At 76.4% G+C, this 23,424-nt stretch carries 20 protein-coding genes; 7 read left to right on the plus strand and 13 right to left on the minus strand.

Annotated elements, in window-relative coordinates:
* Positions 1-160 precede the first annotated feature (160 nt).
* From BM242_RS17060 to wecB, 7 genes are all read right to left on the minus strand, one after another.
* Positions 161-1,042 carry a sirohydrochlorin chelatase gene (locus BM242_RS17060; RefSeq protein ID WP_175541458.1) on the minus strand — a complete coding sequence of 294 codons (882 nt, stop codon included), beginning with the start codon at positions 1,040-1,042 and terminating at the stop codon, positions 161-163.
* 178 nt (positions 1,043-1,220) lie between these two features.
* On the minus strand, positions 1,221-2,306 hold the full coding sequence (locus tag BM242_RS17065; RefSeq protein ID WP_093839721.1) for an N-acetylglucosamine kinase: 1,086 nt from the start codon (positions 2,304-2,306) through the stop codon (positions 1,221-1,223).
* A gap of 101 nt (positions 2,307-2,407) precedes the next feature.
* Positions 2,408-3,085, minus strand: a complete 678-nt coding sequence (locus tag BM242_RS17070) for a uracil-DNA glycosylase (protein ID WP_093839722.1) — start codon at positions 3,083-3,085, stop codon at positions 2,408-2,410.
* 112 nt (positions 3,086-3,197) lie between these two features.
* A complete protein-coding gene (locus BM242_RS17075; RefSeq protein WP_245834205.1) occupies positions 3,198-5,486 on the minus strand; it encodes a glycosyltransferase family protein in 2,289 nt (762 codons plus the stop codon).
* A complete protein-coding gene (locus BM242_RS17080) occupies positions 5,483-7,378 on the minus strand; it encodes a hypothetical protein (protein WP_093839723.1) in 1,896 nt (631 codons plus the stop codon). Before BM242_RS17080 ends, BM242_RS17075 begins: the two co-directional genes overlap by 4 nt.
* On the minus strand, positions 7,378-7,953 hold the full coding sequence (locus BM242_RS17085; RefSeq protein WP_093839724.1) for a hypothetical protein: 576 nt from the start codon (positions 7,951-7,953) through the stop codon (positions 7,378-7,380). The genes BM242_RS17080 and BM242_RS17085 overlap by 1 nt, the downstream gene beginning before the upstream one ends.
* Positions 7,946-9,070, minus strand: a complete 1,125-nt coding sequence (gene wecB, locus BM242_RS17090) for a non-hydrolyzing UDP-N-acetylglucosamine 2-epimerase (protein ID WP_245834207.1) — start codon at positions 9,068-9,070, stop codon at positions 7,946-7,948. The genes BM242_RS17085 and wecB overlap by 8 nt, the downstream gene beginning before the upstream one ends.
* Positions 9,071-9,236: 166 nt before the next feature.
* Between wecB and BM242_RS17095 the strand changes: the two genes are divergently transcribed.
* The 3 genes from BM242_RS17095 (at position 9,237) to BM242_RS17105 (ending at position 13,398) form a co-directional block, all read left to right on the plus strand.
* Positions 9,237-10,919, plus strand: a complete 1,683-nt coding sequence (locus BM242_RS17095) for a glycosyltransferase family 4 protein (protein ID WP_245834208.1) — start codon at positions 9,237-9,239, stop codon at positions 10,917-10,919.
* A gap of 86 nt (positions 10,920-11,005) precedes the next feature.
* A complete protein-coding gene (locus tag BM242_RS17100) occupies positions 11,006-12,262 on the plus strand; it encodes a nucleotide sugar dehydrogenase (protein WP_093839725.1) in 1,257 nt (418 codons plus the stop codon).
* Positions 12,262-13,398, plus strand: a complete 1,137-nt coding sequence (locus BM242_RS17105) for a glycosyltransferase (RefSeq protein ID WP_093839726.1) — start codon at positions 12,262-12,264, stop codon at positions 13,396-13,398. The genes BM242_RS17100 and BM242_RS17105 overlap by 1 nt, the downstream gene beginning before the upstream one ends.
* An 82-nt stretch (positions 13,399-13,480) precedes the next feature.
* On the opposite strand, the gene BM242_RS17110 is transcribed toward BM242_RS17105, so the two are convergent.
* Both BM242_RS17110 and BM242_RS17115 read right to left on the minus strand, forming a co-directional pair.
* On the minus strand, positions 13,481-14,587 hold the full coding sequence (locus tag BM242_RS17110; RefSeq protein ID WP_093839727.1) for a WD40/YVTN/BNR-like repeat-containing protein: 1,107 nt from the start codon (positions 14,585-14,587) through the stop codon (positions 13,481-13,483).
* A gap of 185 nt (positions 14,588-14,772) precedes the next feature.
* Positions 14,773-15,858, minus strand: coding sequence for an NADH:flavin oxidoreductase/NADH oxidase (locus BM242_RS17115; protein WP_093839728.1), 1,086 nt, complete (start codon positions 15,856-15,858; stop codon positions 14,773-14,775).
* A 123-nt stretch (positions 15,859-15,981) separates the two neighbouring features.
* Between BM242_RS17115 and BM242_RS17120 the strand changes: the two genes are divergently transcribed.
* Positions 15,982-16,341, plus strand: coding sequence for a helix-turn-helix domain-containing protein (locus BM242_RS17120; RefSeq protein ID WP_093839729.1), 360 nt, complete (start codon positions 15,982-15,984; stop codon positions 16,339-16,341).
* Positions 16,342-16,367: 26 nt separating this feature from the next.
* On the opposite strand, the gene BM242_RS17125 is transcribed toward BM242_RS17120, so the two are convergent.
* From BM242_RS17125 to BM242_RS17140, 4 genes are all read right to left on the minus strand, one after another.
* Positions 16,368-17,024: a TetR/AcrR family transcriptional regulator gene (locus BM242_RS17125; protein ID WP_093839730.1), complete on the minus strand. Its 657-nt coding sequence runs from the start codon at positions 17,022-17,024 to the stop codon at positions 16,368-16,370.
* Positions 17,025-17,291: 267 nt separating this feature from the next.
* Positions 17,292-18,251, minus strand: a complete 960-nt coding sequence (locus tag BM242_RS17130) for a M56 family metallopeptidase (protein WP_093839731.1) — start codon at positions 18,249-18,251, stop codon at positions 17,292-17,294.
* A gap of 66 nt (positions 18,252-18,317) precedes the next feature.
* A complete protein-coding gene (locus BM242_RS17135; RefSeq protein WP_093839732.1) occupies positions 18,318-18,851 on the minus strand; it encodes a DUF5134 domain-containing protein in 534 nt (177 codons plus the stop codon).
* Between the two features lie 132 nt (positions 18,852-18,983).
* Positions 18,984-19,712, minus strand: coding sequence for a glycerophosphodiester phosphodiesterase (locus BM242_RS17140; protein ID WP_093839838.1), 729 nt, complete (start codon positions 19,710-19,712; stop codon positions 18,984-18,986).
* A 288-nt stretch (positions 19,713-20,000) separates the two neighbouring features.
* Here BM242_RS17140 and BM242_RS17145 point away from each other — a divergent pair, with 288 nt between their 5' ends.
* From BM242_RS17145 to BM242_RS17155, 3 genes are all read left to right on the plus strand, one after another.
* Positions 20,001-21,395 (plus strand): DUF6421 family protein, encoded by a 1,395-nt coding sequence (locus tag BM242_RS17145; RefSeq protein WP_093839733.1) that lies wholly within the window; start codon positions 20,001-20,003, stop codon positions 21,393-21,395.
* A 136-nt stretch (positions 21,396-21,531) separates the two neighbouring features.
* On the plus strand, positions 21,532-22,299 hold the full coding sequence (locus BM242_RS17150) for an SDR family NAD(P)-dependent oxidoreductase (protein WP_093839734.1): 768 nt from the start codon (positions 21,532-21,534) through the stop codon (positions 22,297-22,299).
* Positions 22,296-23,402, plus strand: a complete 1,107-nt coding sequence (locus tag BM242_RS17155) for a threonine aldolase family protein (protein WP_093839735.1) — start codon at positions 22,296-22,298, stop codon at positions 23,400-23,402. Before BM242_RS17150 ends, BM242_RS17155 begins: the two co-directional genes overlap by 4 nt.
* Positions 23,403-23,424: the final 22 nt, after the last annotated feature.

Raw genomic sequence — 23,424 nt, forward strand, 5'->3', positions numbered from 1 at the left:
ACGCCCGGCCGCGGGCGGGGGCCGGGCGGCGCCGCGCGGCACAGCGAAGGGACGGTGCGGCGGAGTGGCCGACCGGAGCCCCGCGGTCGCCCCTCCGCCGCACCGTCCCCGGGGACGCGGCGCTGTGGGTGCTGTGGTCGCCGGCTCGTCCGGCGAGTGGTCAGCGCACCTGTGCGGTGGACTGCTGCGGGCCGATGCCGAGCTTGGCGCTGTACGCCGCGACCAGCAGCTTGCCCACCGCCGGATAGGCGCCCAGCGGCTCCGCGGCCGGGCAGCCCGCCTCCTCGGCAGCCGCGGCCAGCAGGCCATCCGGGATCTCCGGGCCGATCAGGCACGGCGCCAGGGCGAGCTGCCGGGAACCGGCGGCCAGCAGCCGCTGCGCGGTGTCCGCCACGGAGCCCGCCCCGTCCAGCGCGGCGGCCAGCACCGGCACCGCCAGCCGGGCGGAGAGCAGCATGCCGGTGATCCCGGTGGCCTGCACGGCGTCCTCGCCGCCCAGGGTGGCCAGGATGATGCCGTCGGCCGCCGTGGTCACCGTGAACAGCCGGGCCCGGTCGGCGCGCGCCAGGCCCGCCTCGGACAGCCGGACGTGCACGGCCTCGGCCAGCAGCGGGTGCGGGCCGAGGACGTCGGTCAGCTCGGCGCCCGAGCCGCTGTTCAGCACCGCCTGGCGGATCAGCCGCAGCTGCGCGCTGTCCGGGCCGGTCAGCAGCGGCACCACCACGGCGGGCAGCTCGTCGGCCGCCTTGTCCCGGGGGGCGGCGAGCCGGGCCAGCACCTCCTGGAGCGGCGGGAACTCGTCGTCACCGCCCTCGGCGAAGCCGACCCGCGCGTTCAGTCCCGGCAGTTCGGCGCGCGCGATGCTGAGCACCTCCTCCGCCAGGCTGCGGCTCTCCGCCGAGGGCGGGCCCGGGACCGCGAGGACCAGGGCCGGCGCACCCTCGGGGGCGGTCACCGGCTCCGGACGGCGATGGCGTCCGGGCTGGCGGGGACGTGGCATGCGTACGGGCAGGCCCTGTTCGGGGCCGGTGGGGGAGCTCATGTCGCCGCATGTTAGTGCCTTGATGCGCTTGGCTGTTCGGCCGGGGTAGGGGAGTCCGGATCTGTCCTGATTTATCCTGCCGCCCTTCGGTGCTCCGGCGTGTCGGCGCCGGGAAAGTCCGGCATATTTCGGCCATTGCCGCAAAACCTGGCGCGGAAGCCGCCGCGGCGCGGCAGTTTCACCGGCGGCTGCCGTCCGGCCCGGGCCGGACGTCGTCCTTCCCGCCGCGCAGCAGCAGCAGACGGGGGTCGGCGGGCAGCCGCGGGGCGCCCCGGGCCAGGCCCGCGGCCAGCAGCAGGGCGCCGTCCAGCGGATCGCCGGCCGGCGCCGTGACGGCGGCCCGCGGCAGGGCCGCGGCGAGCGCCGCGCGCAGCGGGACCAGCAGCGGCTCGCCCAGCTTCAGCAGCCCGCCGGTCAGCGCCACCCGAACCCCGTCCGCCCCGTCCGCCCTGTCCGCCCCGTCCGCCCCGTCGGCACCGTCCGTCGTGTCCGCCCCGGCCGGGCAGACGGCCGCGGCGCTGTCCGCGGCATGGCGCGCCGCCCGCCGCAGAATGCCGGCCGACACCGGATCGCCGCCGCCCGCACAGTCCGCCACCTCCGGGGCGAACGACGCCAGCACGGCCGGACGGTCGGTGCGGGGATAGAGCCGCCCGGGCAGTTCCTCCGGCGGGCCGAGGCGTTCCCGCGCGCGGCCCAGCAGCGCGGCCGAGCCGCCCGGCCGGCCGTCGTGGGCGCGCAGCGCGGCCTCCAGACCGGCCCGGCCGATCCAGGCGCCGCCCCCGCAGTCGCCCAGCAGATGCCCCCAGCCGTCCGCCCGCCGCCAGCGGCGCAGATCGGTGCCCACGGCGATCAGCCCGGTGCCGGCCGCCACCACGGCGCCCGGCCGTTCGCCGAGCGCCCCGGCATAGGCGGTGACGGCGTCGGCGGCCAGCGCCAGCCGGTGCGTGCCCAGCCGGCCGGCCAGTGCGGCGGGGAGTTCGGCGCGGAGCCGGCCGCCCAGCGTGGCCATGCCCGCCGCGCCCACGCACACCGCGGCGACGGGCGGGTCCCCCGCCGCCGCGCGCAGCCGGCCGGCCGCGGACAGCAGCCGGTCCAGCAGCTCTCCGGCGTCGATGCCGGCCGGGCCGGTGGGGACCGGCGGCGCGGTCACCGGCTCGCCGGCCCGCTCCGGCCGGCCGGCCGCGCCGGCCCGGGCCAGCGCGACCCGCAGCCCGGAGCCGCCGGAATCCGCTCCCAGTACCCACCACGGCCCGGCACCGGCCACCGCACCAGCCTCCCTGACCCGACTTCCGTACCGCGCGACGCCCCGGTGACGCTACCCGCCGCCCGGTCCCGCCACGCGCGGCACGCCGCGGCGGGCCGGGCTCAGGGCAGGCGCCAGTCGACGGGCGCGGCGCCCTGCTCGGCGAGCAGGGCGTTGGCCCGGCTGAACGGGCGGGAGCCGAAGAAGCCGCGGTCCGCGGACATCGGCGAGGGGTGCGCCGACTCCACCGTGGGCACCGCCCCCAGCAGCGGGCGCAGACCGCGCGCGTCCCGTCCCCACAGAATCGCCACCAGCGGCTTGCCGCGCGCCGCCAGCGCCCGGATGGCCTGCTCGGTGACCTCTTCCCAGCCCTTGCCCCGGTGCGCGCCGGGGCGGCGCGGAGCGGTGGTGAGCGCCCTGTTGAGCAGCAGCACGCCCTGCTCGGTCCATGGCGTGAGGTCGCCGTTGGAGGGCCGGGGCAGACCCAGATCGGTGTGCAGCTCCCGGAAGATGTTCTCCAGGCTGCCCGGCAGCGGACGGACCTCGGGGGCGACGGAGAAGCTCAGGCCGACGGCGTGCCCGGGGGTCGGATAGGGATCCTGGCCCATGATGAGCACCCGGACACTGTCGAAGGGCTGCTGGAAGGCGCGCAGGATATTGGCCCCGGACGGCAGATAGGTGCGTCCGGCGGCGACCTCCTGGCGCAGGAAGCCGCCCATCGCCGTGATCCGCGCGGACACCGGCTCCAGCGCCTTGGCCCAGCCTTCCTCGACGATCTCGTGCAAGGGTCGTGATGCCACGGTCCGTCACCCTACTGGCCCAGCGGCGGTCCGGTTCAATCCGGCTGCCGGGGCCCGGCATCGCCCGGTCCCCGGCTCCGGCTGCTCCGGCCGCTGCGACTGCTCGGCCCGGTCAGACCGGGGCGGGGGCGCGGCCGGCCCCGGCCGTGAGCAGTCCGGTCCAGGCGGCGGCCACCGTCTCCAGGGAGTACGCCTCGCGCACCTGACGGCGTGCCAGGGCGCCGGCCCGTTCCCAGCCGTCCTCCGCCAGCGCCGCGATCGCCTCGGCCATCGCGGCCGGGGAGTCGTGGATCCAGCGCCGGTCGTAGATGGCGTCCGAGCCCGGCCAGGGCAGCAGCGCCGGGACCGCGCCCGAGGCCATGCCCTCGGCGGGGGACAGATGGAAGCTCTCGTCGTCGCTGACCGACAGCACAAAGCCGATCCGCCGCAGCCAGCTCGCCACATCGGGGCCGAACTCGTCGAACACCACCGCCCCGTCCAGCAGCGGATCGCCCTGGATCCGGCGCAGCACCGGGTCGTAGGCGTCCCGCTCCTCCGGCTTGTTCCAGATCCACCAGTAGTCCCACGGCATCTTGGACTTCACCGAGAGCTGCCAGCGCGGATCGCGGGCGCGCAGCGCGGCCAGCACCTCGATGCCCAGGTCGAGCCGCTTGCGCGCCGGGGCGATGCCGATCATGCCCAGCCGGAACCGGGCGTCGGCGGTCTTGGCCCGGTCGAGCTGCCCGGCGTCCACCCAGTTGGGCACGGTGACCAGCTTCTCCGGTGGCCAGCCGGTGCGTTCCAGGGCCAGCGCGGTGTAGTGCGGGCTGACGCAGATCACCCGGTCCACCGCGTCGATGTCCACCTGGCGCGGCCAGTCGGCGTACAGCTCGAAGCGGTGCAGCCGGACCAGCAGCCGGCTGCCCGGACGCTTGTGCCTGCTGTACCAGACGGCCGCCGGGCCGCACCACTCCACCAGCACCACATCGGCCCATCCGGCCAGTTCCCGGCTGCGCCGCGGATCGTGCCGGGACAGGGCCGGCCAGTCGTCCACCCGGATCTCGGTGCCGGGCAGCGCCCGGACCGCGTCCAGCAGCTTGTCCAGGAACTTCAGATCGTGCCCGGCCACCCCGATGCGCAGCGGGCGCGGCCGGCCGCGCAGCGCGGCGGGCGGGGGCGGGAAGGCGCGGTCCAGCAGGGCGCGCAGCCGCTGCGCGGCCCTCTCCAGGGTGAAGCCGGCGGCGGCCCGGCGGCACCGGGCGGCGGCCGTGCGGTAGACCTCCGGGGAGCGGACGGCGTGCGCCAGGGCCCCGGCGGCGTCGGCGGTCAGGCCCCGGCCGGGCACGAACAGCGGATAGTCCGCGCCCAGCAGCGTCTCGTGCGCCGGGGTGCGGTTGAGCAGCACCGGCAGCCCGAGGCTGCCGAACTCCAGCACCTTGGTGGAGAGTTCCAGGCTGGCGTCCAGCTCGGGGCGGCGCCAGCCGAGGCCGATGTGGCAGCCCGCAGCGGTGCGCATGGCGTCCTCGCGGCCCATGCCGCCGTGGTGCACCACCCCGGGGGCGGTGTGCAGCGCGCGGGCCATCCGGTCGTGGTAGTCCGGGTCGTCCGGCACCCGGTGGATCTTGTCGCCCACGGTGTGCAGTTCGGCGCGCACGCCGCGGGCGGCGAGCTCGGCGGGCAGCCCGGTCATCTCCAGGGTGTTCCACTGCGGTGCGAACTTGCCGGTGTAGACCAGGCGCACGGGGTCCCCGGCGGCCTCCCGGGGGCCGGTGCCGGTGCCGGTGTCGCTGCCGGTATCGGTGCCGGTGCCCGGGCCGGGCGCGGGGACGCTGGGCGGGTACAGGACGCACTTGCCGCAGGCGTCCGGCACCCAGGTCTCCAGGAAGCAGCGCATCTCCTCGGTCTGGCAGAGCAGATGGCGGGCGGCGCGGGCGATCCGGCCCAGCGCTTCGGCGTCCCCGGGCGTCATCTCGGCCGCCGACTGCGGGATGTCGGTGAGATAGGCCCAGATCCGCCCGTCGAACCGGCCGTCCGCCACCACCTGCTCCACCAGCCGCCGGCCGCGCAGCACCAGCAGGTCGCAGGGGTCCTCCTCGTCCAGCCGCACCAGCCGGCCGGAGGCCCGGCGCGGCGAGAGCGGATTCTCGTGCGGGGACGGGCCGGGCAGCACGGTGATGCCCGGCAGGGCGGCGATCGGGTCGGTGAGCCGTCCGGTCCGCACCGGGGCCTTGAGCAGCAGCCGGCCGCGGCAGCCGGCCAGCGACAGGGCCTGCATCATGGCCTGCGCCCAGATGGCGGAGCCGTCCAGCAGATTGAGGTCCACGTCCCCGTAGACCAGGGCGTCGGGGGCGCCGTTCCCGGTCCGGTACGGGTACGGGGAATCCGGCCGGCTTGCGGGGCCGGCGGGGCTGGTGGAGGTCATCGTGGTTCCCCTCGCGGGACGGCGTACAGGCGGAAGCCGCGCCGGAACCAGTCCTCGGGGGTGCCGCCGGTACGCAGCAGGGCGCTGCGCACCAGGGCGGGTTCCAGCGTGGCGACGAAGCGGTGGGCCTCCGGCCCCGGGTCCCCGGGGCCCGCGCCGGGACCGGCGGCTACGGGAAAGCCGATGGCGTCCGCGCCGGAGCACTCCTGGGCGCACATCAGGTCGGCCAGATGGGCGGCGCCGCGGTCCGCGGTCAGATCGTGCCAGCAGGCCGCCCAGGGCGCGGTGGGACCGCCGGCCCCGTCACGCACCGCGACCCCGGCGGCGGCCAGTTCGGCCAGCTCCCGGCCGGCGCCGGGCACCACCACCTCCACCGGCCGGTGCGACTGCGCCAGCACCTGTTTGACCAGGACCGTGACCTCGGCCGGGTCGCGCGGCGCGGCCAGCACGGCGATCCGGCGGGCGGCCGGCGGGCCGGGTGCGCCGGTGACGCCCCCGGCCCGGGCGAGCTCGGCCAGCCGCACCCGGACGGCGTGCGAGGCGAAGATCTCCCGCAGCTCCTCGCGGTCCATGGCGGCCGGGTCCAGCCGGTCCGGGCGCACCGCCTCCGGCGCGTCCAGCACGCCGTCGAAGTCCAGGCGGGACAGCCCCGGGGCGGTGGACGGGGCCGCGTCGCGCCACAGCACGGTCCGGCAGCCCAGCGCGCGGGCGACGGTCAGCGCCTCCGCCAGCCGGCGGTCCAGCCCGGGGGCGGCACCGGTGCCGCAGCCGGACCAGGGGCCGGAGCGGGCGGCGCCGGTCTGCACCACCAGCAGATCGGGCGCGGACTGCTCCACCACCAGCCGGGCGTCGTGCGGCAGCAGCCGGTTGACCACGGCGTCGCCGGCCAGCGCGGCGGCGGTGTCATCGGTCAGCAGCCCGGCGATCACCAGCCGGTCCCGGGGGCCGATGGCCACCGCCCGGTGGGCGAGATGGAGGCGTTCGCCGGAGCCCTCCGGCAGCTCCGCGGCCGGGGCCGGCGGCCGGCCGGCCCCGTTGCCGAGGGGGTGCGGCGGCCGGGCGGGGGACGGGCGGCGCCGGGCGCGCCACAGCCCGTACAGCTCCCGCGGCAGCCGGGGGACCCCGCGCACCGGATCGCGGGCGGCCGAGACCATGGACTGCCCGACCCGCAGCGAGGTGGAGTGCTTCAGCACGGCCACCCGGGCCTCCAGCACCTCGACCCGGTCATGGGCCCGGCGCAGCGCGGCGGCCAGCCGGTCCCTCTCCCGGCGCACCGAGGCGGCATGGCCGTCCTGGCCGGGGGCCGCGGCGCCGGAGGCGGTGAGTGCCGCCGTCTCGCGGGCGGCCTCCAGATCGAGCAGCCGGGCCCGCTGGGCCCGGCAGACCAGCCCCGCCAGGGCGTGCTCGCCGGCCAGCCGGAGCACCGTCCGCAGCGGGTCCTGCTCCGGTGGCCCGGCGTTTCCCGCCGCCGGCGGGCCGGCCGGGCCGTGCGGCGGCAGCGGCCGGTCGGTGCGGGCGAAGACCGCCGCCGCGCCCAGGCCGGCGTAGTCCAGCGGCTCGGCGCGGAGCACCTGGCAGCGGGCGTCCACCAGGCCGTCGAGCAGGTCCTGGTAGGGCAGTGCGCCGGGCGGGTGACGGAAGACGGCCAGCCCGCGGGCGCCGGGCCGCAGCCGCTCCAGCAGCGGCGGCAGGGCGTCCGGCGGGCCGTCCGGCGGCGGGTGGGGCAGCAGGACCAGCAGATCCCCGCCCAGTTCCCCGGTGCCGTCGTCGGGCCGGACCGGCATGCCCGCGGGCAGATGCAGGAACGGTCCGAGATCGGGATCGCCGCCGGTGGCGTCCACCAGCGCGGCGACGCCGTCCAGATACGGGTGCAGCAGATCGGCCAGGCGCATCAGCCGCTCCTTGTCAGCACATGGAAGCCGGTCCCGGTCCCCGGAAAACCGTAGGGCGCGAATTCCCGGTACCGCATGCCGAGCGGCTCCAGAAGGGCCCGGCAGGCGGAGGCGGCGGGGCCGCCCGGTCCGGTGCCGGGCAGCAGCAGGGCGCCGGTGAGGCGGACCAGGCGGGCCAGCCGCACGGCCGGCTCCGGCCGTACCGGCCCGTCCGCGGCCCGGCAGGCGTTCTCCCCGCACAGCACCAGGTCGTACAGCCAGGGGCTGCGGCAGGCCGCCGGGCCGCCGGGCAGCCGGCGCACCCCGGCGCCGTCCGCGGTGTCCGCGGTGTCCGAGGCGTCCACGGTGTCCACCCGCAGGCCGCAGCGGGCCAGCGCGGCGGCCAGCGGCCGGTCGCCGTCCGCCGCCGCCTCCAGGACGAACAGCGGGGCGGCCGGCCCGCCGCTGCCGCCGGTGAGCCGCAGCACCGCGGCCAGCCGCAGCGCGTCCAGCGCCTCGGTCCCGGCACCGGTGTCCGGTCCGGGCGGCGGCGGACCGGCCGCCGGGACGGGAGCGGGGGCGGCCGGCTCAGCCATGGCCGCGGTCCTCCAGCCACCCGGCGATCACCCGGGCGATCCGGGCCCCGGCCCGGCCGTCCCACAGCGGCGGCGGTTCCGGTGCCGCCCGGCCGCCCTTCAGCGCCTTGCGCAGCGCCGGGGCCAGCGTGCCGGGGGTCACCAGCCGGTTGGTGCCGTGGGTGAGGGTGACCGGCCGCTCGGTGTTGGGCCGCAGCGTCAGGCACTCCACGCCCAGCACGGTGGTCTCCTCCTGCACCCCGCCCGAGTCGGTGACGACCGCGGCGGCACCCCGCAGCAGGCCCATGAACTCCACATAGCCCAGCGGCTCCAGCAGCGTCACGCCCGGCACCCGGTCCAGCCCGGCCGCCGCCAGCGCCGCCCGCCCGCGCGGATGCAGCGGGATCACCAGCTCCACCACGGCCGCGGCCTCGCGCAGCGCCCGCACCGCCTCGGCCGCCGCCCGGGCGGAGTCCACATTGGCCGGGCGGTGCAGGGTGACCACGGCATAGCGGTCGGGCAGCCGGTACGCGGCCCGCACGGCCGCCGGATCGAAGCGCGGCAGATGCTCCGTCAGGGTGTCGATCATGGGGTTGCCCACCAGATGGATGCGGTCGGCCGGCACCCCCTCGGCGGCGAGATGGGCGACCGCGTCCGGGCTGGTGGCGAACAGCAGATCGGACAGCCGGTCGGTGAGCAGCCGGTTGATCTCCTCCGGCATCGACCGGTCGAAACTGCGCAGCCCGGCCTCCACATGGGCGACCGGGACACCCAGCCGGGCGGCGGTCAGCGCGGCGGCCAGGGTGGAGTTGACATCGCCGTAGACGATCACCAGCGCGGGGGAGCGCGCCGGGAGCTCGTCCTCCAGGGCGGTGAGCAGCGCCGCGGTCTGCCGGCCGTGGCTGCCGGAGCCGACGCCGAGGTCCACATCCGGCTCGGGCAGGCCGAGCTCCCGGAAGAAGACCTGCGACATCCGCTCGTCGTAGTGCTGGCCGGTGTGCACCACATGCTGCGGCAGCCCGGCCGCGCGCAGCGCCGCGACCACCGGGGCGGCCTTGACGAAGTTCGGCCGGGCGCCCACCACATGGACCAGCGGGCCGGGGCCCGCGGCGGCGGGGGCCTGGGGGGTCTGGGGCACGGTGCCTCCCGTTCGCCGCCCCTGCCCGGCGGGCCGGGGCGGGCGGTTGTCGGTGCTGTGCGTCCCGCCCGGCGGTGGTGCCGGGCGGCGGGTCCTCCCCTCCCGGTTCCCCCGGGCGGGCGTGCCGCCCGGGAGGGCCGCGCCGCCGCCGGGTTAGCGTGAGCCGGTGCGACGCACCCCCCGCGCCCTGATCCTCGCCGGGTCCGTGGCCCGGCGCCATATGAGCAACGATCCCGTGCGGGCCGGGCTGCTCGCACTTCGGCTGACACCCGAACGGGTGAAACAGTCCGCCTTCGGGCTGACGCTGAGGGTCTTTCCGGGGGCCGTGCTGCCCCGGGTGCTCCGGCTGTGGGAGACCGGCCGCCGGGAGCGTGCCCTGGGCCTGGCCGCCCGGGCCCCGGCCCGGCCCCGCACGCTGCGCCGGCTGGCCCGCTGGGCCGCCGCCGTGGAGCGCCCGGACACGGCCCGGCTGCTGGCCGGGAGGCTGCCGCCGGGCGGGCGGCACCGCGCCCGGCTGGAGGCGGTGCTGGCCCGGCGCGCGGCGGGCCCGGCCGGTGCGGCCGTCGGCCGGGGGCCGGGCGAGGGGCCGGGGGAGGTGCCCGCCCCGGCCGCCCGGCGGCCGGCGGGGCCGCCGGTGCCGGGCCGGGTGCTGCATCTGGTCACCAACTCCCCGCCGTACCGGAACGCCGGATACACCGTCCGCACCCTGGGCATCGTCCGGGGGCAGCGCGCCGCGGGCCTGGACCCGCATGTGGTGACCAGGCTCGGTTTCCCGGTCGCCCAGGGCGTGTGGGACGGCCGCCCGGTGCAGTACCTGGAGGGGGTGCCGCACCACCGGCTGCTGCCGCTGCTGATGCCGGCCGCCCCGCACCGGGTGCTGGAGCGCAATGCCGAACTGGCCGCCCGGCTGGTGGAACGGCTCCGCCCCGCGGTGCTGCACGCGGCCACCGATCACCCGAACGGACGTATCGCGCTGGCCCTTCGCGAGACCTACGGACTGCCGGTGGTCTACGAGGTGCGCGGATTCCTGGAGGAGACCTGGCTGACCCAGGCGCCCGGCCGCACCCCCGCCGACCCGGCCTACCGGAGGGCCAGGGAACTGGAGACGCACTGCATGCGGGCGGCCGACGCGGTGATCACCCTCGGCGAGCAGATGCGGCGGGAGATCGTCTCCCGCGGGGTGCCGCCGGAGCGGGTGCATGTCGTGCCCAACGCCGTTGACGAGGAGTTTCTCCGCCCGCCGCCCGATGCAGGGCCGCTGCGCGCCGCGCTGGGCATCGCCCCGGACGAGCCGGTGGCCGGCACCGTGGCCACCCTCACCCCGCACGAGGGCGTCTCCACCCTGGTGCGGGCCGCCGCCGAACTGCGCCGCCGGGGCGGGGCGCTGCGGGTGCTGGTGGTCGGCGACGGACCGCAGCTCGCGGTGGTGCGGCGGCAGGCGGAGGCCCTGACGCCGCCGGGCACGGTGCTGTTCACCGGCCGGGTGCCGCATGCCGAGGTGCGCCGCCATCTCGCCGTGCTGGATGTGTTCGCCGTCCCCCGGACGGCGGACCGGGTGTGCCGTCTGGTCACCCCGCTGAAGCCGGTGGAGGCCATGGCCTGCGGTCTTCCGGTGCTGGCCAGCGATCTGCCGGCGCTGGCCGAGCTGGTGACGGACGGGGTGCACGGCAGGCTGCTGCCGCCGGACGACCCGGGGGCCTGGGCCGAGGCGCTGGGCGGGCTGCTGGAGCGCCCGGCGGAGCGCCGCAGGATGGGCGAGGCGGCCCGCCGTCGGGTGGCCCGGGACCGCACCTGGTCCCGGGCCGGTGTGCGCACCCGGGACATCTACCGCATGCTGGGAGCCGCCTGAGATCGACAAATCCATATGACGTCATAAGGCGCCCTATGGAGCCATGTGTCGGCTCATCGGCCGTATGACACGTGAGGTGATGCGGCATGACAGTGGATCTTGCGATCATCGGACTCGGATATGTCGGGCTTCCGCTCGCCCGTGAGGCGGCGGCCCTCGGACTCAGGGTCACCGGACACGACCGGAACGAGCGCATCGTCGCGGGACTGACCTCGGGACGCTCGCATGTCGACGACGTCTCGGACGAGGACGTCCGCCGGATGCTGGACGCCGGCTTCACCGCGACCACCTCGGAGGAATGCCTGGGCCGGGCCCAGACCGTGGTGATCTGCGTGCCGACGCCGCTGTCCGAGGAGGGCGGCCCCGACCTGTCGGCGGTGATCGCGGCGGCCGAGGCCGTCGGCCGCCGGCTGCGGCCCGGCACCCTGGTCGTCCTGGAGTCCACCACCTACCCCGGCACCACCGACGAGGTGGTGCGGCCCATTCTGGAGCGCGGCGGTCTGCGCGCCGGACACGACTTCGCGCTGGCCTTCTCGCCGGAGCGGATCGACCCGGGCAACACCGCGCACACCCTGCACGACACGCCCAAGATCGTGGGCGGGCACACCCCCGAGTGCGCCGCCCGGGCCGTCACCTTCTACGGCAAGTTCATCAAGAGCGTGGTCACCGCGGCGGGCACCCGCGAGGCCGAGATGGCCAAGCTGCTGGAGAACACCTACCGCCACGTCAACATCGCGCTCATCAACGAGCTCGCCATCTTCTGCCGCGAACTGGGCGTCGACGTGTGGAACGTCATCGACTGCGCGGCCACCAAGCCCTTCGGCTTCCAGCCCTTCCGCCCCAGCGCGGGCGTGGGCGGGCACTGCATCCCCATCGACCCCAACTACCTCTCCTACAAGATCCGGAAGCTCGGCCACGAATTCCGCTTCGTGGAACTGGCCCGGGAGATCAACCACCGGATGCCGGACTATGTGGTGCGCCGCGCGCAGGATCTGCTCAACCGCGAGGGCAAGCCGCTCTCCGGATCCCGGGTGCTGCTGCTCGGCATCACCTACAAACCCAACATCGCCGACCGGCGGGAATCCCCGGCCGAGCCGGTGGCCAGGCTGCTGCGCGCCCGCGACGCCCGGGTCGCCTACCACGACCCGCATGTGCCGGACTGGTGCCTGGACGGCATCCCGGTGCCGGCGGTGACCGACCTGCCGGCCGCGCTGCGCGAGCACGACCTGACGATCCTGCTCCAGGACCACCGCGAGTACGACCTGTGGACCGTCGCCGACCAGGCGCGGCTGCTGTTCGACACGCGCGGCCGGATATCCCGCCCGGATGTCGAGGTGCTCTGATGCATGTACTGGTGATCACGGTCGTCCATCACCCCGAGGACGCCCGGATCCTGCACCGGCAGATCGCGGCCCTGCGCGAGAGCGGCCATGCCGTCACCTACGCCGCGCCGTTCGCCGCCTTCGGCGCGGTGCCCCGGCCCGGCATGCGGGCCGTGGACCTGCCCCGGGCGGCCGGCCGCACCCGCCGCCCGGCCCTGCGGGCCGCCCGCCGGGCGCTCGCCGGACACGGGGCCGCCGCCGACGTGGTCCTGCTGCACGACCCGGAACTGCTGCTGGCCCTGCCGGGCGCGCTGCGCGACTGGGCGCGCACCGCACCGGGCCGCCGTCCGGCCGTGGTCTGGGACGTCCACGAGGACACGGCCGCGGCGCTCACCGACAAGCCCTGGGTGCCCGGGCCGCTGCGCCGCCCGCTGGGCCTGGCGGTGCGCGTCGCCGAGCGCGCGGCCGAGAGCCGTATCCATCTGCTGCTCGCCGAGGACGGCTACCGCGGCCGGTTCCGCCGGGAGCATCCGGTGGTCCCCAACCTCGTCCGGGTGCCCGGCGCCCCGCCGCAGCCGCCGGGCGAGGAGCGGGTGGTCTATCTCGGCCATCTCTCCCGGGCCCGCGGCACGGACGAACTCCTGGCCACCGCCCGGCTGCTGGGGCCGGAGTTCCGGGTGGAGGCGGTGGGCGCGGCCGACCCCGCCGTCCGCCCGGAACTGGCCGCCGCCGACCGGGCCGGACTGCTGCGCTGGCACGGCTACCTGCCCAACGACGCGGCCCTGGGCCGGCTCGGCGGCGCGCTGGCCGGGCTGTCGCTGCTGCACGACCGGCCCAACTACCGCCACTCCCGGCCCACCAAGGTGCTGGAGTACATGGCCCACGGCATCCCGGTGGTCACCACCCCCAGTCCGCTGGCCGCGGACCTGGTGCGGGCCCACGGCTGCGGGCTGGTGGTGCCGTACGGGGAACCGGCGGCGGCAGCCGCGGCGCTGCGCCGGCTGCGCGGCGACCCGGAACTGCGGCGGGCCATGGGCGCACGCGGGCACGCCGCCGCGCGTGCCTTCCACTGGCCCGACGCGGCCGGGGACTTCGTGGCCCGGCTGGAGTCCTGGGCCGCCCGGCGCCCGGCGAGCCCCGTCCCCGCCGATCCGTGATCCCGCCGGTGATCCCGCCCGCGCCCGTCCCCGCGCCGCCCGGCCGGCCCCCGTGTGCCGGCCGGGCGGCGCGTCCGCGCGGTCAGCCGATCACCGCGGCCCGCACGCACAGCACGTCCGGCAGATGGCCGGCCAGCCGGCGCCAGGTGTCGCCGTCGTCCGCGCTGGCGAAGACCTCGCCGTTGCGGTTGCCGAAGTAGACGCCCGCCGGGTCGGCGTCGTCCGTGCACAGCGCGTCCCGCAGCACGGTGCCGTGGTGCGGGGTCGCGGGCAGCCCCGCGGACAGCTCCGTCCAGCTCCCGCCGGCGTCCTCCGTGCGGTAGACCCGGCAGCGGCGCCCGGCCGGCACACGGTCGGTGTCCGCGTTCAGCGGGAAGACATAGGCCGTCCCGCCCCGGTGCGGGTGGGCGGCCACCGGGAAGCCGAAGTCCGAGGGCAGGCCCTCGCCGATGGACCGCCAGCTTCCGCCGCCGTCGTCGCTGCGGTAGACGCCCCAGTGGTTCTGCAGATAGAGCCGGTCCGGATCGGCGGCGTCCCGCGCCACCTTGTGCACGCACTGGCCGAAGTCCGGATAGGGCTCCGGCTGGAACACCACCTTCACCCCGGTGTTGGACGGCGCCCAGCTCTCCCCGCCGTCCGCGCTGCGGTACACCCCGCCGGTGGACACCGCGACCAGCAGCGCGCGCTCGTCCCGCGGATCGGTCAGCACGGTGTGCAGGCCGAGGCCGCCGCCGCCCGGCTCCCACTTCTCCCGGGTCGGGTGCTCCCAGAGGGGGCGCACCAGCTCGAAGGACTCGCCGCCGTCCGAGGAGCGGAACAGCCCGCCGGGCTCGGTGCCGGCGTACACCACACCGGGCGCGCCGGGACCGGCCGGGCAGAGCTGCCAGACCCGCTCCACCGAGGCCCCGGTGTCCGGGGGGAACTTCACCGCCGGCCTGGCCGGCTCCACCCAGGTGGCGCCGAGGTCGTCGGAATGGAAGACGGACGGGCCGTAGTGCGTGCTGTCCGCGCCGACCAGCAGCCGCGGGCCGCCGGAGGGCCGCCGGTCCACGGCCACCGCGTACACCTCCTGGGCCGGGAAATGCGGCCCGTCGATCTCCCAGCCGCCGGCACCGCGCCCGTTGACCGGGCTCCGGGCGAGAAACAGACCTTTGCGAGTGCCCACCGCGAGCAGAACTTCCGTTGCCATGCCGCACCTCCGGGTGACGCAGTCGTTGTGGCACCGGCCGGGGGCCGTCGGGCAGCGGCCGGCCGACGGCGGCCAGTCTGCACCCCGCCACTGACACTCGCCCGTCACCCGGCCGCCGACGCGCCCCCGGTGCCCGCTCCCGGCGGCCCCGGGCGGGGGGAGGGGAGGGGCCGCGCCGCGGCGGATCAGCGGGCGAGGGCGTACTGCGGGGGGACCGGGCCGGGGTCGCCGTCGCGGAGCTCGCGGGAGGCGCGCCGCGCCCAGTGCGGATCGCGCAGCAGCTCCCGGCCGAGCAGCACCGCGTCCGCCTCGCCGTCCGCGACGATCTTCTCCGCCTGCCGGGGATCGGTGATCAGCCCGACGGCCGCGGTCGCCAGCCCGGTCTCCCGCCGCACCCGGGCGGCGAACGGCACCTGGTAGCCCGGCCCGGCGGGAATCCGCACCCCGGCCGCGTTGCCGCCGCTGGAGACGTCCAGCAGATCGACCCCGCGGCTGCGCAGCTCGGCCGCCAGCGCCACCGTGTCGTCCGGCGTCCAGCCGCCCTCGGGCAGCCAGTCGGTGGCCGAGACGCGGAAGAACAGCGGAAGCTCCGCCGGCCAGACCTCCCGCACCGCCTCGGTCACCTCCAGGGCGAACCTGGTCCGGCCGGCGAAGCCGCCGCCGTAGCCGTCGGTGCGCCGGTTGGTGTGCGGGGAGAGGAACTGGCCGATCAGGTAGCCGTGCGCCCCGTGGATCTCCGCGACCCTGAATCCCGCGTCCAGCGCCCGCCGGGCGGCTGCGGCGAAGTCGGCCGTGATCCGCCGGATGCCGGCCGGGGTGAGCTGCTCGGGCGTCCGGTGGCGTTCGTCGAAGGCCACCGGGCTGGGCGCCAGCGTCCGCCAGCCGCCCTCCGCCGGTGCCAGCGGCGCCCCGCCCCGCCACGGGCGGTCGGTGGCCGCCTTGCGCCCGGCGTGCGCGAGCTGGATGCCCGGCACCGTGCCCTGCCCGGCCAGGAATCCGGTGATCCGGCGCAGCGCCGCGGCCTGCCGGCTGTTCCACAGCCCCAGGTCGGCCGGGCTGATCCGGCCCTCCGGGGAGACGGCGGTGGCCTCCAGCAGGACCAGGCCGGTGCCGCCGGCCGCCCGCGCCGCGTAGTGGGCGAAGTGCCAGTCGGTCGCCACCCCGGCCTCCGGGCCCTCGGGCTCGGCGCTGTACTGGCACATCGGGGCCATCCAGGCACGGTTGGGCACGGTCAGGGACCGCAGGGGCATCGGATCGAAGAGGGCGCTCACGGGCGGACTCCTCCCTCGGGCCGGCGGCGCTGGACCGCACGGACGTTCACCATGGGCGCTAGTACGATAGGCGCCGTAGTACGTTGTCTGTCAAACTACGATGCATCTCGTAGGATCGGGGGCATGGTGACGCGACTCGGCGACGAGGCGGCGGCCGGCCGTGAACTCGCCCATCCGGCACGGTCGGAGATCCGCCTGGAGCAGGTGCTGCACGCGCTGGCCGACCCCATGCGCCTGGCGGTGGTGCGGGCCCTGGCCGCCGCCTCGGAGCAACTGGCCTGCTCCGCCATCGAACTGCCGGTGAGCAAGTCCACCAGCACCCACCACTTCCGGGTGCTGCGGGAGAGCGGGGTGATCCGCCAGGACTACCGGGGCACCGCCAAGATGACCTGTCTGCGCCGGGAGGATCTGGACGCCCGCTTCCCCGGGCTGCTGGACAGCGTGCTGGCCGCCGCGGCCGGGCAGGAGAACGCCGGGCGCTGAGCCCGCCGGGCGCCCGCACCGGCGCGTCAGCGCGGGGCGCGCACCCGCTCGCGCGCCCGGGGAATGCCCCCGGCCGGTTCCGCGCCCGGCGGCACCCCGAGGCTCCAGTCCAGGCCGTAGCGGTCGAACAGCTCCTTGCGCAGCGGCGCCTCGGGCAGCGGCACCCCGGGAATCAGCATGGCCACCACGGCCCCCATCAGCAGCGCCCGCAGCATCGGGTAGTCGGTGTCCGGATCGGCCGAACCGTAGGCGACGACCGCGCCGCGCAGCAGGGCGGCGAGCTGCTGCTGCTCCGCGCAGGGCACGAACCCGTCCTGCTGGAGCAGCCCCGCCATATGGGCGCGCATCAGCACCGGCCGTTCCCGGGCCAGGCCCAGCACCGCGTCGATGGCCCGGGCCAGCAGTTCGGGGCCGGCCTCCGGTCCGCGCGGACGCGGTTCGCGCTCCAGCGCGGCGGCCACGGTGAGCCGCATCAGCCGGTGCACCGCGGACTGCAGCAACTGCCGCTTGCCGGGGAAGTAGTAGGAGATCAGGCCGCGTGCCGTGCCCGCCCGGGCGGCGATGTCCCCGAGCGTGGTGGCCTCACAGCCGCGCTCGGCCACCAGCTCCACCGCCGCTTCCAGCAGCCGCTCCCGGGAACGTCGGCGAAGTTCTTCATTGACGTCGGGGCGACGAGGGGACATCCTTGATGCTCCTGGGTTGACTGGCTGTCAGCCAATATACTCAGCGCCGGAGCGGCGGCGCGGGTCTCGGGCGGAGCGGGGGACCGCCCGATACCGGCATCATGCCGCCGCGTTGCCCGGCTTCTCCACCACCCGAGCCGTTTTCGGTCACCCGTGCGGCTCGGGTGGCGGGGCCGGTGCGGGTATCCGTGCGGGCGGCGGTGCGGTGCGCACGGCCCGGGACGGCCGGCGCGGTGCGGCCGGCGCGGTGCGGCCGGCGCGGTGCGGTCAGCGCAGTGCGGAGAGTCCGGGGACGAACGCCACCACCAGCGGCACCGCCGGCACCAGGGTGGCCGCCGTCGTCACCCGCAGCCGGCGGGCCAGGGGCAGCCGGGGCTCCGGGGCGAGCAGCCGGCCGACGCGCTGCGGCAGTTGCCCGTGCCCCGCCCGGTGCCCCGCCGGATCCGGGCCGAAGACCCCGCGGTCCTCGTTCAGCCCGACCAGCGCCAGCGCGGTGGTGAGCCGCCCCACCCGGCGCGAGGCCACATCGTCGGCGGCCAGTTCCACCAGCCGGTGCACCTGCTGCTGGAACGCGGTGAAGACCGGAATCCGCGGAAAGCCCCGGGCCAGCGCCCCGGCGCAGTGCTGCAGCCAGTGGTGGCGGGCACGGGCGTGCCCGCGCTCATGGGCCAGCACGGCGTCGAGCCGGCGGCCGCCCAGGCGGCGCAGCGCGCCGGTGGTGATCAGCAGCCGCTCGGAGCCGGGCACCAGCCAGGCGTCCGGGCGTTCGTCCTCCACCACCACCAGCCGGGGGCCGCCGTCCCGCCCGGCGGGCTCCTCGCCGGGCAGCAGCGGCACGCGGGAGAGCAGTCCGGCCCGCCGGCGACGGCGCCGGGCGCGGGCCTCGCGCACCTCGCGCAGCAGCATCAGGCCGGTCCACGCGCCGCCGGCCGCCAGCAGCACGGCCGGCGCGGCGGCCCAGGGCTGGCCCCCGGGGTACAGGGCGTAGGCGTCGGGCACGCCGCCGGGTGCCGGGGCGAACAGCCGCCCGCGCACCGCGGGCCAGGCCGCGGCGCCGGACAGCGTCATGGCCAGGAAGAAGCACAGCAGCACGGCGACCACCACGCACTGCCACACCCACAGGGCGAGCACCGGTTCCCGGTCGGCCCAGGAACCGCGGGCCAGCCACCGTGGCGCCAGTGCCGCGGTGAACCCGCCCAGCGCGAGCAGCGTGAACGCGACGAGCATGAGTGCAGCCTATGGCCTCGCCGCCGCGCGGCGCAGGGCCGCCCGGGCCCGCGGGGCGGCGGCGGGTCACAGGGTCAGCAGCATGGTGAACATCACCAGTGCCAGCGCGAGCCGGCAGGCGGCGCCGACCTCGGGGGAGTCGCGCGCCGGGGGCGGCCCGCCGGCGGCCGGCGCGGGCAGCAGGTGCCGGGCGCCGGCCAGCGCGTATCCGGCGAAGTAGGCCAGCAGCAGGACGGTCAGCAGCGGGACGCCGCCCGCCCCGGTGCCGTGCTGGTGCCCGCCGGCGGCGGGCATGGCCAGTGACATGTAGACCATGGCCGCGGCCTCCAGTCCGTGATGCGCCCGGTGCCGCGCGCCCGCCCGGCGCAGCGCCGCCGCCCACAGTGCCGCCGCGGTGAACAGCACCGCGAAGACCGCCGGCGGTGGCGCGGCATCCCCGGCCGGCACCGCCATCGCCGCCATCCCCAGCCCCATCAGCGCCTGGAGCCCGGCCACCGGCCGCCGCCGGGGCGCGCCCCGGCCCATGGCGAACAGGCAGTATCCGCCCACCAGCGCGCACAACCCGGCCATCAGCCACCCCAGCGGCTCCGGACCGTGCATCGGCCCACCTCCCGGCTCCCGGGGCTCCCGTAGCGGGGATGCCCGGGCGGAGGTCCGCATACGGGAGCGCACGGGGGCATGGCGCGCCCGGGGTTCCGCGCCGCTTCGCGCCCGGGTGCGCGGCGGCGCGGATCAGCCGGCCGCGGAGGCGGGCACGGACGCCGGCCCGGTCCCGGCGCCCGCGCCGGTCCGGGCCGCCCGCACGATCTCCGGCCGGTCGGTGACCACTCCGTCCAGGCCCAGCTCCCGCACCCGGGCCAGTTCCGCCGGGGTGTTGACCGTCCAGGCGATCACCTCGATCCCCGCCTCCCTGGCCCGCCGGACGGTGTCCTCGTCGAGCCGGGCCAGCTCGCAGGAGATCATCCCGGCGCCCAGCGCCGCCGCCCGCTCCGGCGCGGAGCTGGTGGAACCGCCCGTGACCAGAGCCAGCGATACCCCGGGCAGCAGTTTCCCGGTCTCCCGCAGCGCCTCGTCGTGGAAGGAGATCACCCGCACCCGACGGGCCAGGGCCGGCTCGCCGAGGGCCGCGGCCAGCACCCGGGCCGCGGCGCGGTCCTTGATCTCCGCCTGCACCGGCAGCGCCACCGCACCGGCCGCCTCCCCGAAGACCGGGACCCGCTCGCCCAGTCCGGCGTCCAGCATGCGCAGCTCGGCCAGGGTCAGCTCCCCGACCCGGCCGGTGCCGTCCGTGGTGCGGTCCACCGTGGCGTCGTGCATCACCACCAGATGGCCGTCCCGGCTCAGATGCAGGTCCAGTTCGACGGCATCCACGCCTTCGCGCTCGGCCCGGCGGAAGGAGCGCAGGGTGTTCTCCGGCTCGACACCCATCAGTCCGCGGTGTCCGACGGTCAGCAGTGGCATGGCGGGCATGGCGGGCATGGCGTCACCCTAGGGCAGGCCACGGCCCTTCCCGGTGACCGCCCAAGGACCTGCCGGTGAACGCGCCGGGCCGCGGGCAGAGGGGCGGGGGCCCGGAGGCATATGGCCTTCCGCAGAATCCGCGAGACTTCCCCGGTTCACCGGATCAAAACAGGAAAATAGGCGGCGAGAAGCCTCGATCACCGCAAGATTTACCAAGATCCGCCTTGCTCCCTCGCCGGGCTCCGGATACTGTGCAGATGCGAAAGATTTTCCTGTGGAGGATTGGTCATGACGGAAACCCTGGCGTCTGACGCGGTGAAAGCCGCCAAACCATCCGCCGCCCGCGTGGTCGATCACCCCGCCTGGCGCGTGCTCAAGGAGGCTGTCGAGGCGATCCGCCCGGCCCAGGCGAAGGACGGTTCGATCGACTTCACCGCCGAGGGCGCGCCGGAGAAGGCCGAGATCCGGAACCATCTGGACCGGGTGGTGGACTCCGTGCGCCGGCTGGCCCCGCTGCTGCCGCACAACGCCGCCTACCACCGGGCGCTCGCCGGTGACCTGATCCGCTGGGCCGACCAGGGCTTCGGCGTCCCCGACTTCCTGGACTCCCTGCTGGCCTTCCGGCCCGCCGAGCACCGCGCCGACGGCATCCAGCACCTGGTCGTCTTCCCCATGTACACCCAGAACGGCAATCCGGACCGCAATCTGGAGGCCGTGGTGGTGCGCGTGGTCTGGCCCGACTGGCTGGCCGAGCTGGAGCGCACCCGCTACGACAACCCGATGTTCCTCGGCATCACCTTCGAGGACTTCACGGCCGGCTACGACACCAACTCCGCCGTGCTCTTCCCGGAGACCGTGGCCGTCCGCAAGGCGCCCGACCGCTTCTCCTGGGGGGCCATCTTCTGCGACCGCGAGGCCGCCCGCTTCCGCCGGGTGGTGAGCGCCGCCTGCGACATCACCCGGCTCGGCCTGCCCGAGGACATCCGCCGGCTGGCCGCGGACCAGCAGCGCGCCCAGCAGACCTTTGTGCTGTGGGACATGATCCACGACCGCACCCACAGCCATGGCGACCTGCCCTTCGACCCCTTCATGATCAAGCAGCGCCAGCCGTTCTGGATGTACGGCCTGGAGGAGCTGCGCTGCGATCTGACCGCCTTCCACGAGGCCGTCCGGCTGGAGGCGGACGGTTTCCCGCAGGGCCGCGACGTGCAGTACGCCATCCTGCTGGAGCGCCTCTTCCGCTTCCCGGTCACCGGCGAGCGGGTGCGCAACTACGACGGCCTCGGCGGCCAGCTCCTGTTCGCCTATCTGCACAAGCACGACGCCCTGCGCTGGACGGACAACCGGCTCAGCCTGGACTGGCGGCGCGCCCGCGAGGTCACCGACCGGCTCCGCCGGGAGATCGGGCAGCTCTACCGGGACGGCATCGACCGCCCCAAGCTGGTGCACTGGTTCAAGGCCTACGAACTGGTCGCCGCCTATCTGGCCCCGCACCCCGGCTCGGTCTGGGCCAAGGGCCCGGACGCCCTGGACCTCAGCCTGCCGCCGCGCAAGCTGGTCGACGAGGTGCTGCCCGACGAGTTCCCGCTCAGCCTGTTCTACGAGGCGCTCCAGCGGAAGCTGCGCAAGGTGATCGCCTCCACCCGGGGCATCACCGCCGGGGCCCCCGCGCTGGCGGCCTGAGCCCGCCCGGCGCGCCCCATATCACCCGCGGCCGGTTCCCCGGGAGCCCCCGGGCCCGGGGGACCGGCGTTGAACACGCCCTGCCCGTCCGCCCCCGGCGCGGCATCATGGGGGGCGAGACGAGGAGGCGACAACGATGAGCACCCAGACCCCGGCCGCGGGCGGCGGCCCACTGGAGGGCGCGGTGGTGGCGGTGGCCGGCGCCGGCGGGCCGGCCGGCCAGGCCGCCCTGCTCCGGCTGGCCGAGGCCGGCGCCACGGTGGTGGCGGCGGACGCCGATCCGGCCCGGCTGGCGGCGGGCGTGGACGCGGCCCGGTTCGCGCACGGCGGCGCCACGGTCACCGGCGACACCGTGGACCTGCTCGACCTCGCGGCCACCCGGGAGTGGGCCGCCCAGACCGAGAAGGAGTTCGGCCGGATCGACGGCCTGGTCCACCTGGTCGGCGGCTGGCGCGGGGCCCCGTCCTTCGCCGACACCGATCCGCACGACTGGGAACTGCTGGAGAAGCTGCTGATCCGCACCGTCCAGCACACCTCGCTGGCCTTCGAGCCCGCTCTGTCCCGCAGCCGCAACGGCCGCTATGTGCTGATCAGCGCGGCCGGCGCGGCCCGCCCCACGGCGGGCAACGCCGCCTACGCGGCGGCCAAGGCGGCGGCCGAGGCCTGGACCCTGGCCCTGGCGGACGGCTTCCGCAAGGCCGGGGGGCCGCAGGGGCCGTCCGCCGCCGCGGTGATCCTGGTGGTCAAGGCCCTGGTGCACGAGGCCATGCGGGCCGAGCGGCCCGAGGCCCGGTTCACCGGATACACCGACGTCAGGGAGCTGGCCGAGCAGATCCAGGCCCTGTGGAACAAGCCCGCCGCGGAACTGAACGGACAGCGCCTGTGGCTCACCCCCCAGCCGTGAACCCCGCGGCGGCTCCCGCCGCCCGGACCGACGCCCGGACCGACGCCCGGCGGCGCCACGACCCCGCCGTGCGCGGCTTCGCCAGCGACAACTACGCCGGAATCCATCCCGAGATCCTGGCCGCGCTCGCCCTGGCCAACGGCGGCCACCAGCCCGCCTACGGCAACGACGACTACACCGCCCACCTCCAGCGCCTGATACGCAGCCACTTCGGCCCGCATGCCGAGGCGTACCCGGTCTTCAACGGCACCGGCGCCAATGTGGTGGCGCTCCAGGCCCTGGCCGACCGCTGGGGCGCGGTGATCTGCGCCGAGAGCGCCCATATCCATGTGGACGAGGGCGGCGCCCCGGAGCGGATGGCCGGTCTCAAGCTGCTCACCGTCCCCGCCGAGGACGGCAAGCTCACCCCCGCCCTGATCGACCGCCAGGCCTGGGGCCAGGAGGACGAGCACCGCGCCATGCCGCAGGTGGTCTCCCTCACCCAGGCCACCGAACTGGGCACCGTCTACACCCCTCAGGAGATCCGGACCCTCTGCGAGCACGCCCACGAGCGGGGCATGACCGTGCACATGGACGGCTCCCGGATCGCCAACGCCGCCGCCTCCCTCGATGTGCCGATGCGGGCCTTCGCCAACGCCGCCGGGGTGGACGTCCTCTCCTTCGGGGGCACCAAGAACGGCATGCTGTACGGCGAGGCCGTGGTGGTGCTCAACCCGGACGCGGTGCGCCGGATGAAGCACATCCGCAAGATGTCCATGCAGCTCGCCTCCAAGATGCGCTTTGTCTCGGCGCAGCTCGAAGCGCTGCTCGCGGGCGATCTGTGGCTGCGCAACGCCCGGCACGCCAACACCATGGCCCGGCGGCTGGCCGAGGGCGTGCGCCGGGTGCCGGGCGTGGAGATCCGCCGGCCGGTGCAGGCCAACGCCGTCTTCGCCCGGCTGCCGCACGACGTCTCGCTGCGGCTGCAGAAGCGCTACCGCTTCTACTTCTGGGACGAACCGGCCGGCGAGGTCCGCTGGATGTGCTCCTGGGACACCACCGAGGAGGACGTGGACGGCTTTGTGTCGGCGCTGGCGGAGGAGATGCGGCGCGGCGGCGGGTAGCCCCGCGGCCGGAGGGACCCCG

Source organism: Streptomyces aidingensis, assembly GCF_900112355.1.
In the GTDB taxonomy this organism is placed as follows: Bacteria; Actinomycetota; Actinomycetes; order Streptomycetales; family Streptomycetaceae; genus Streptomyces; species Streptomyces aidingensis.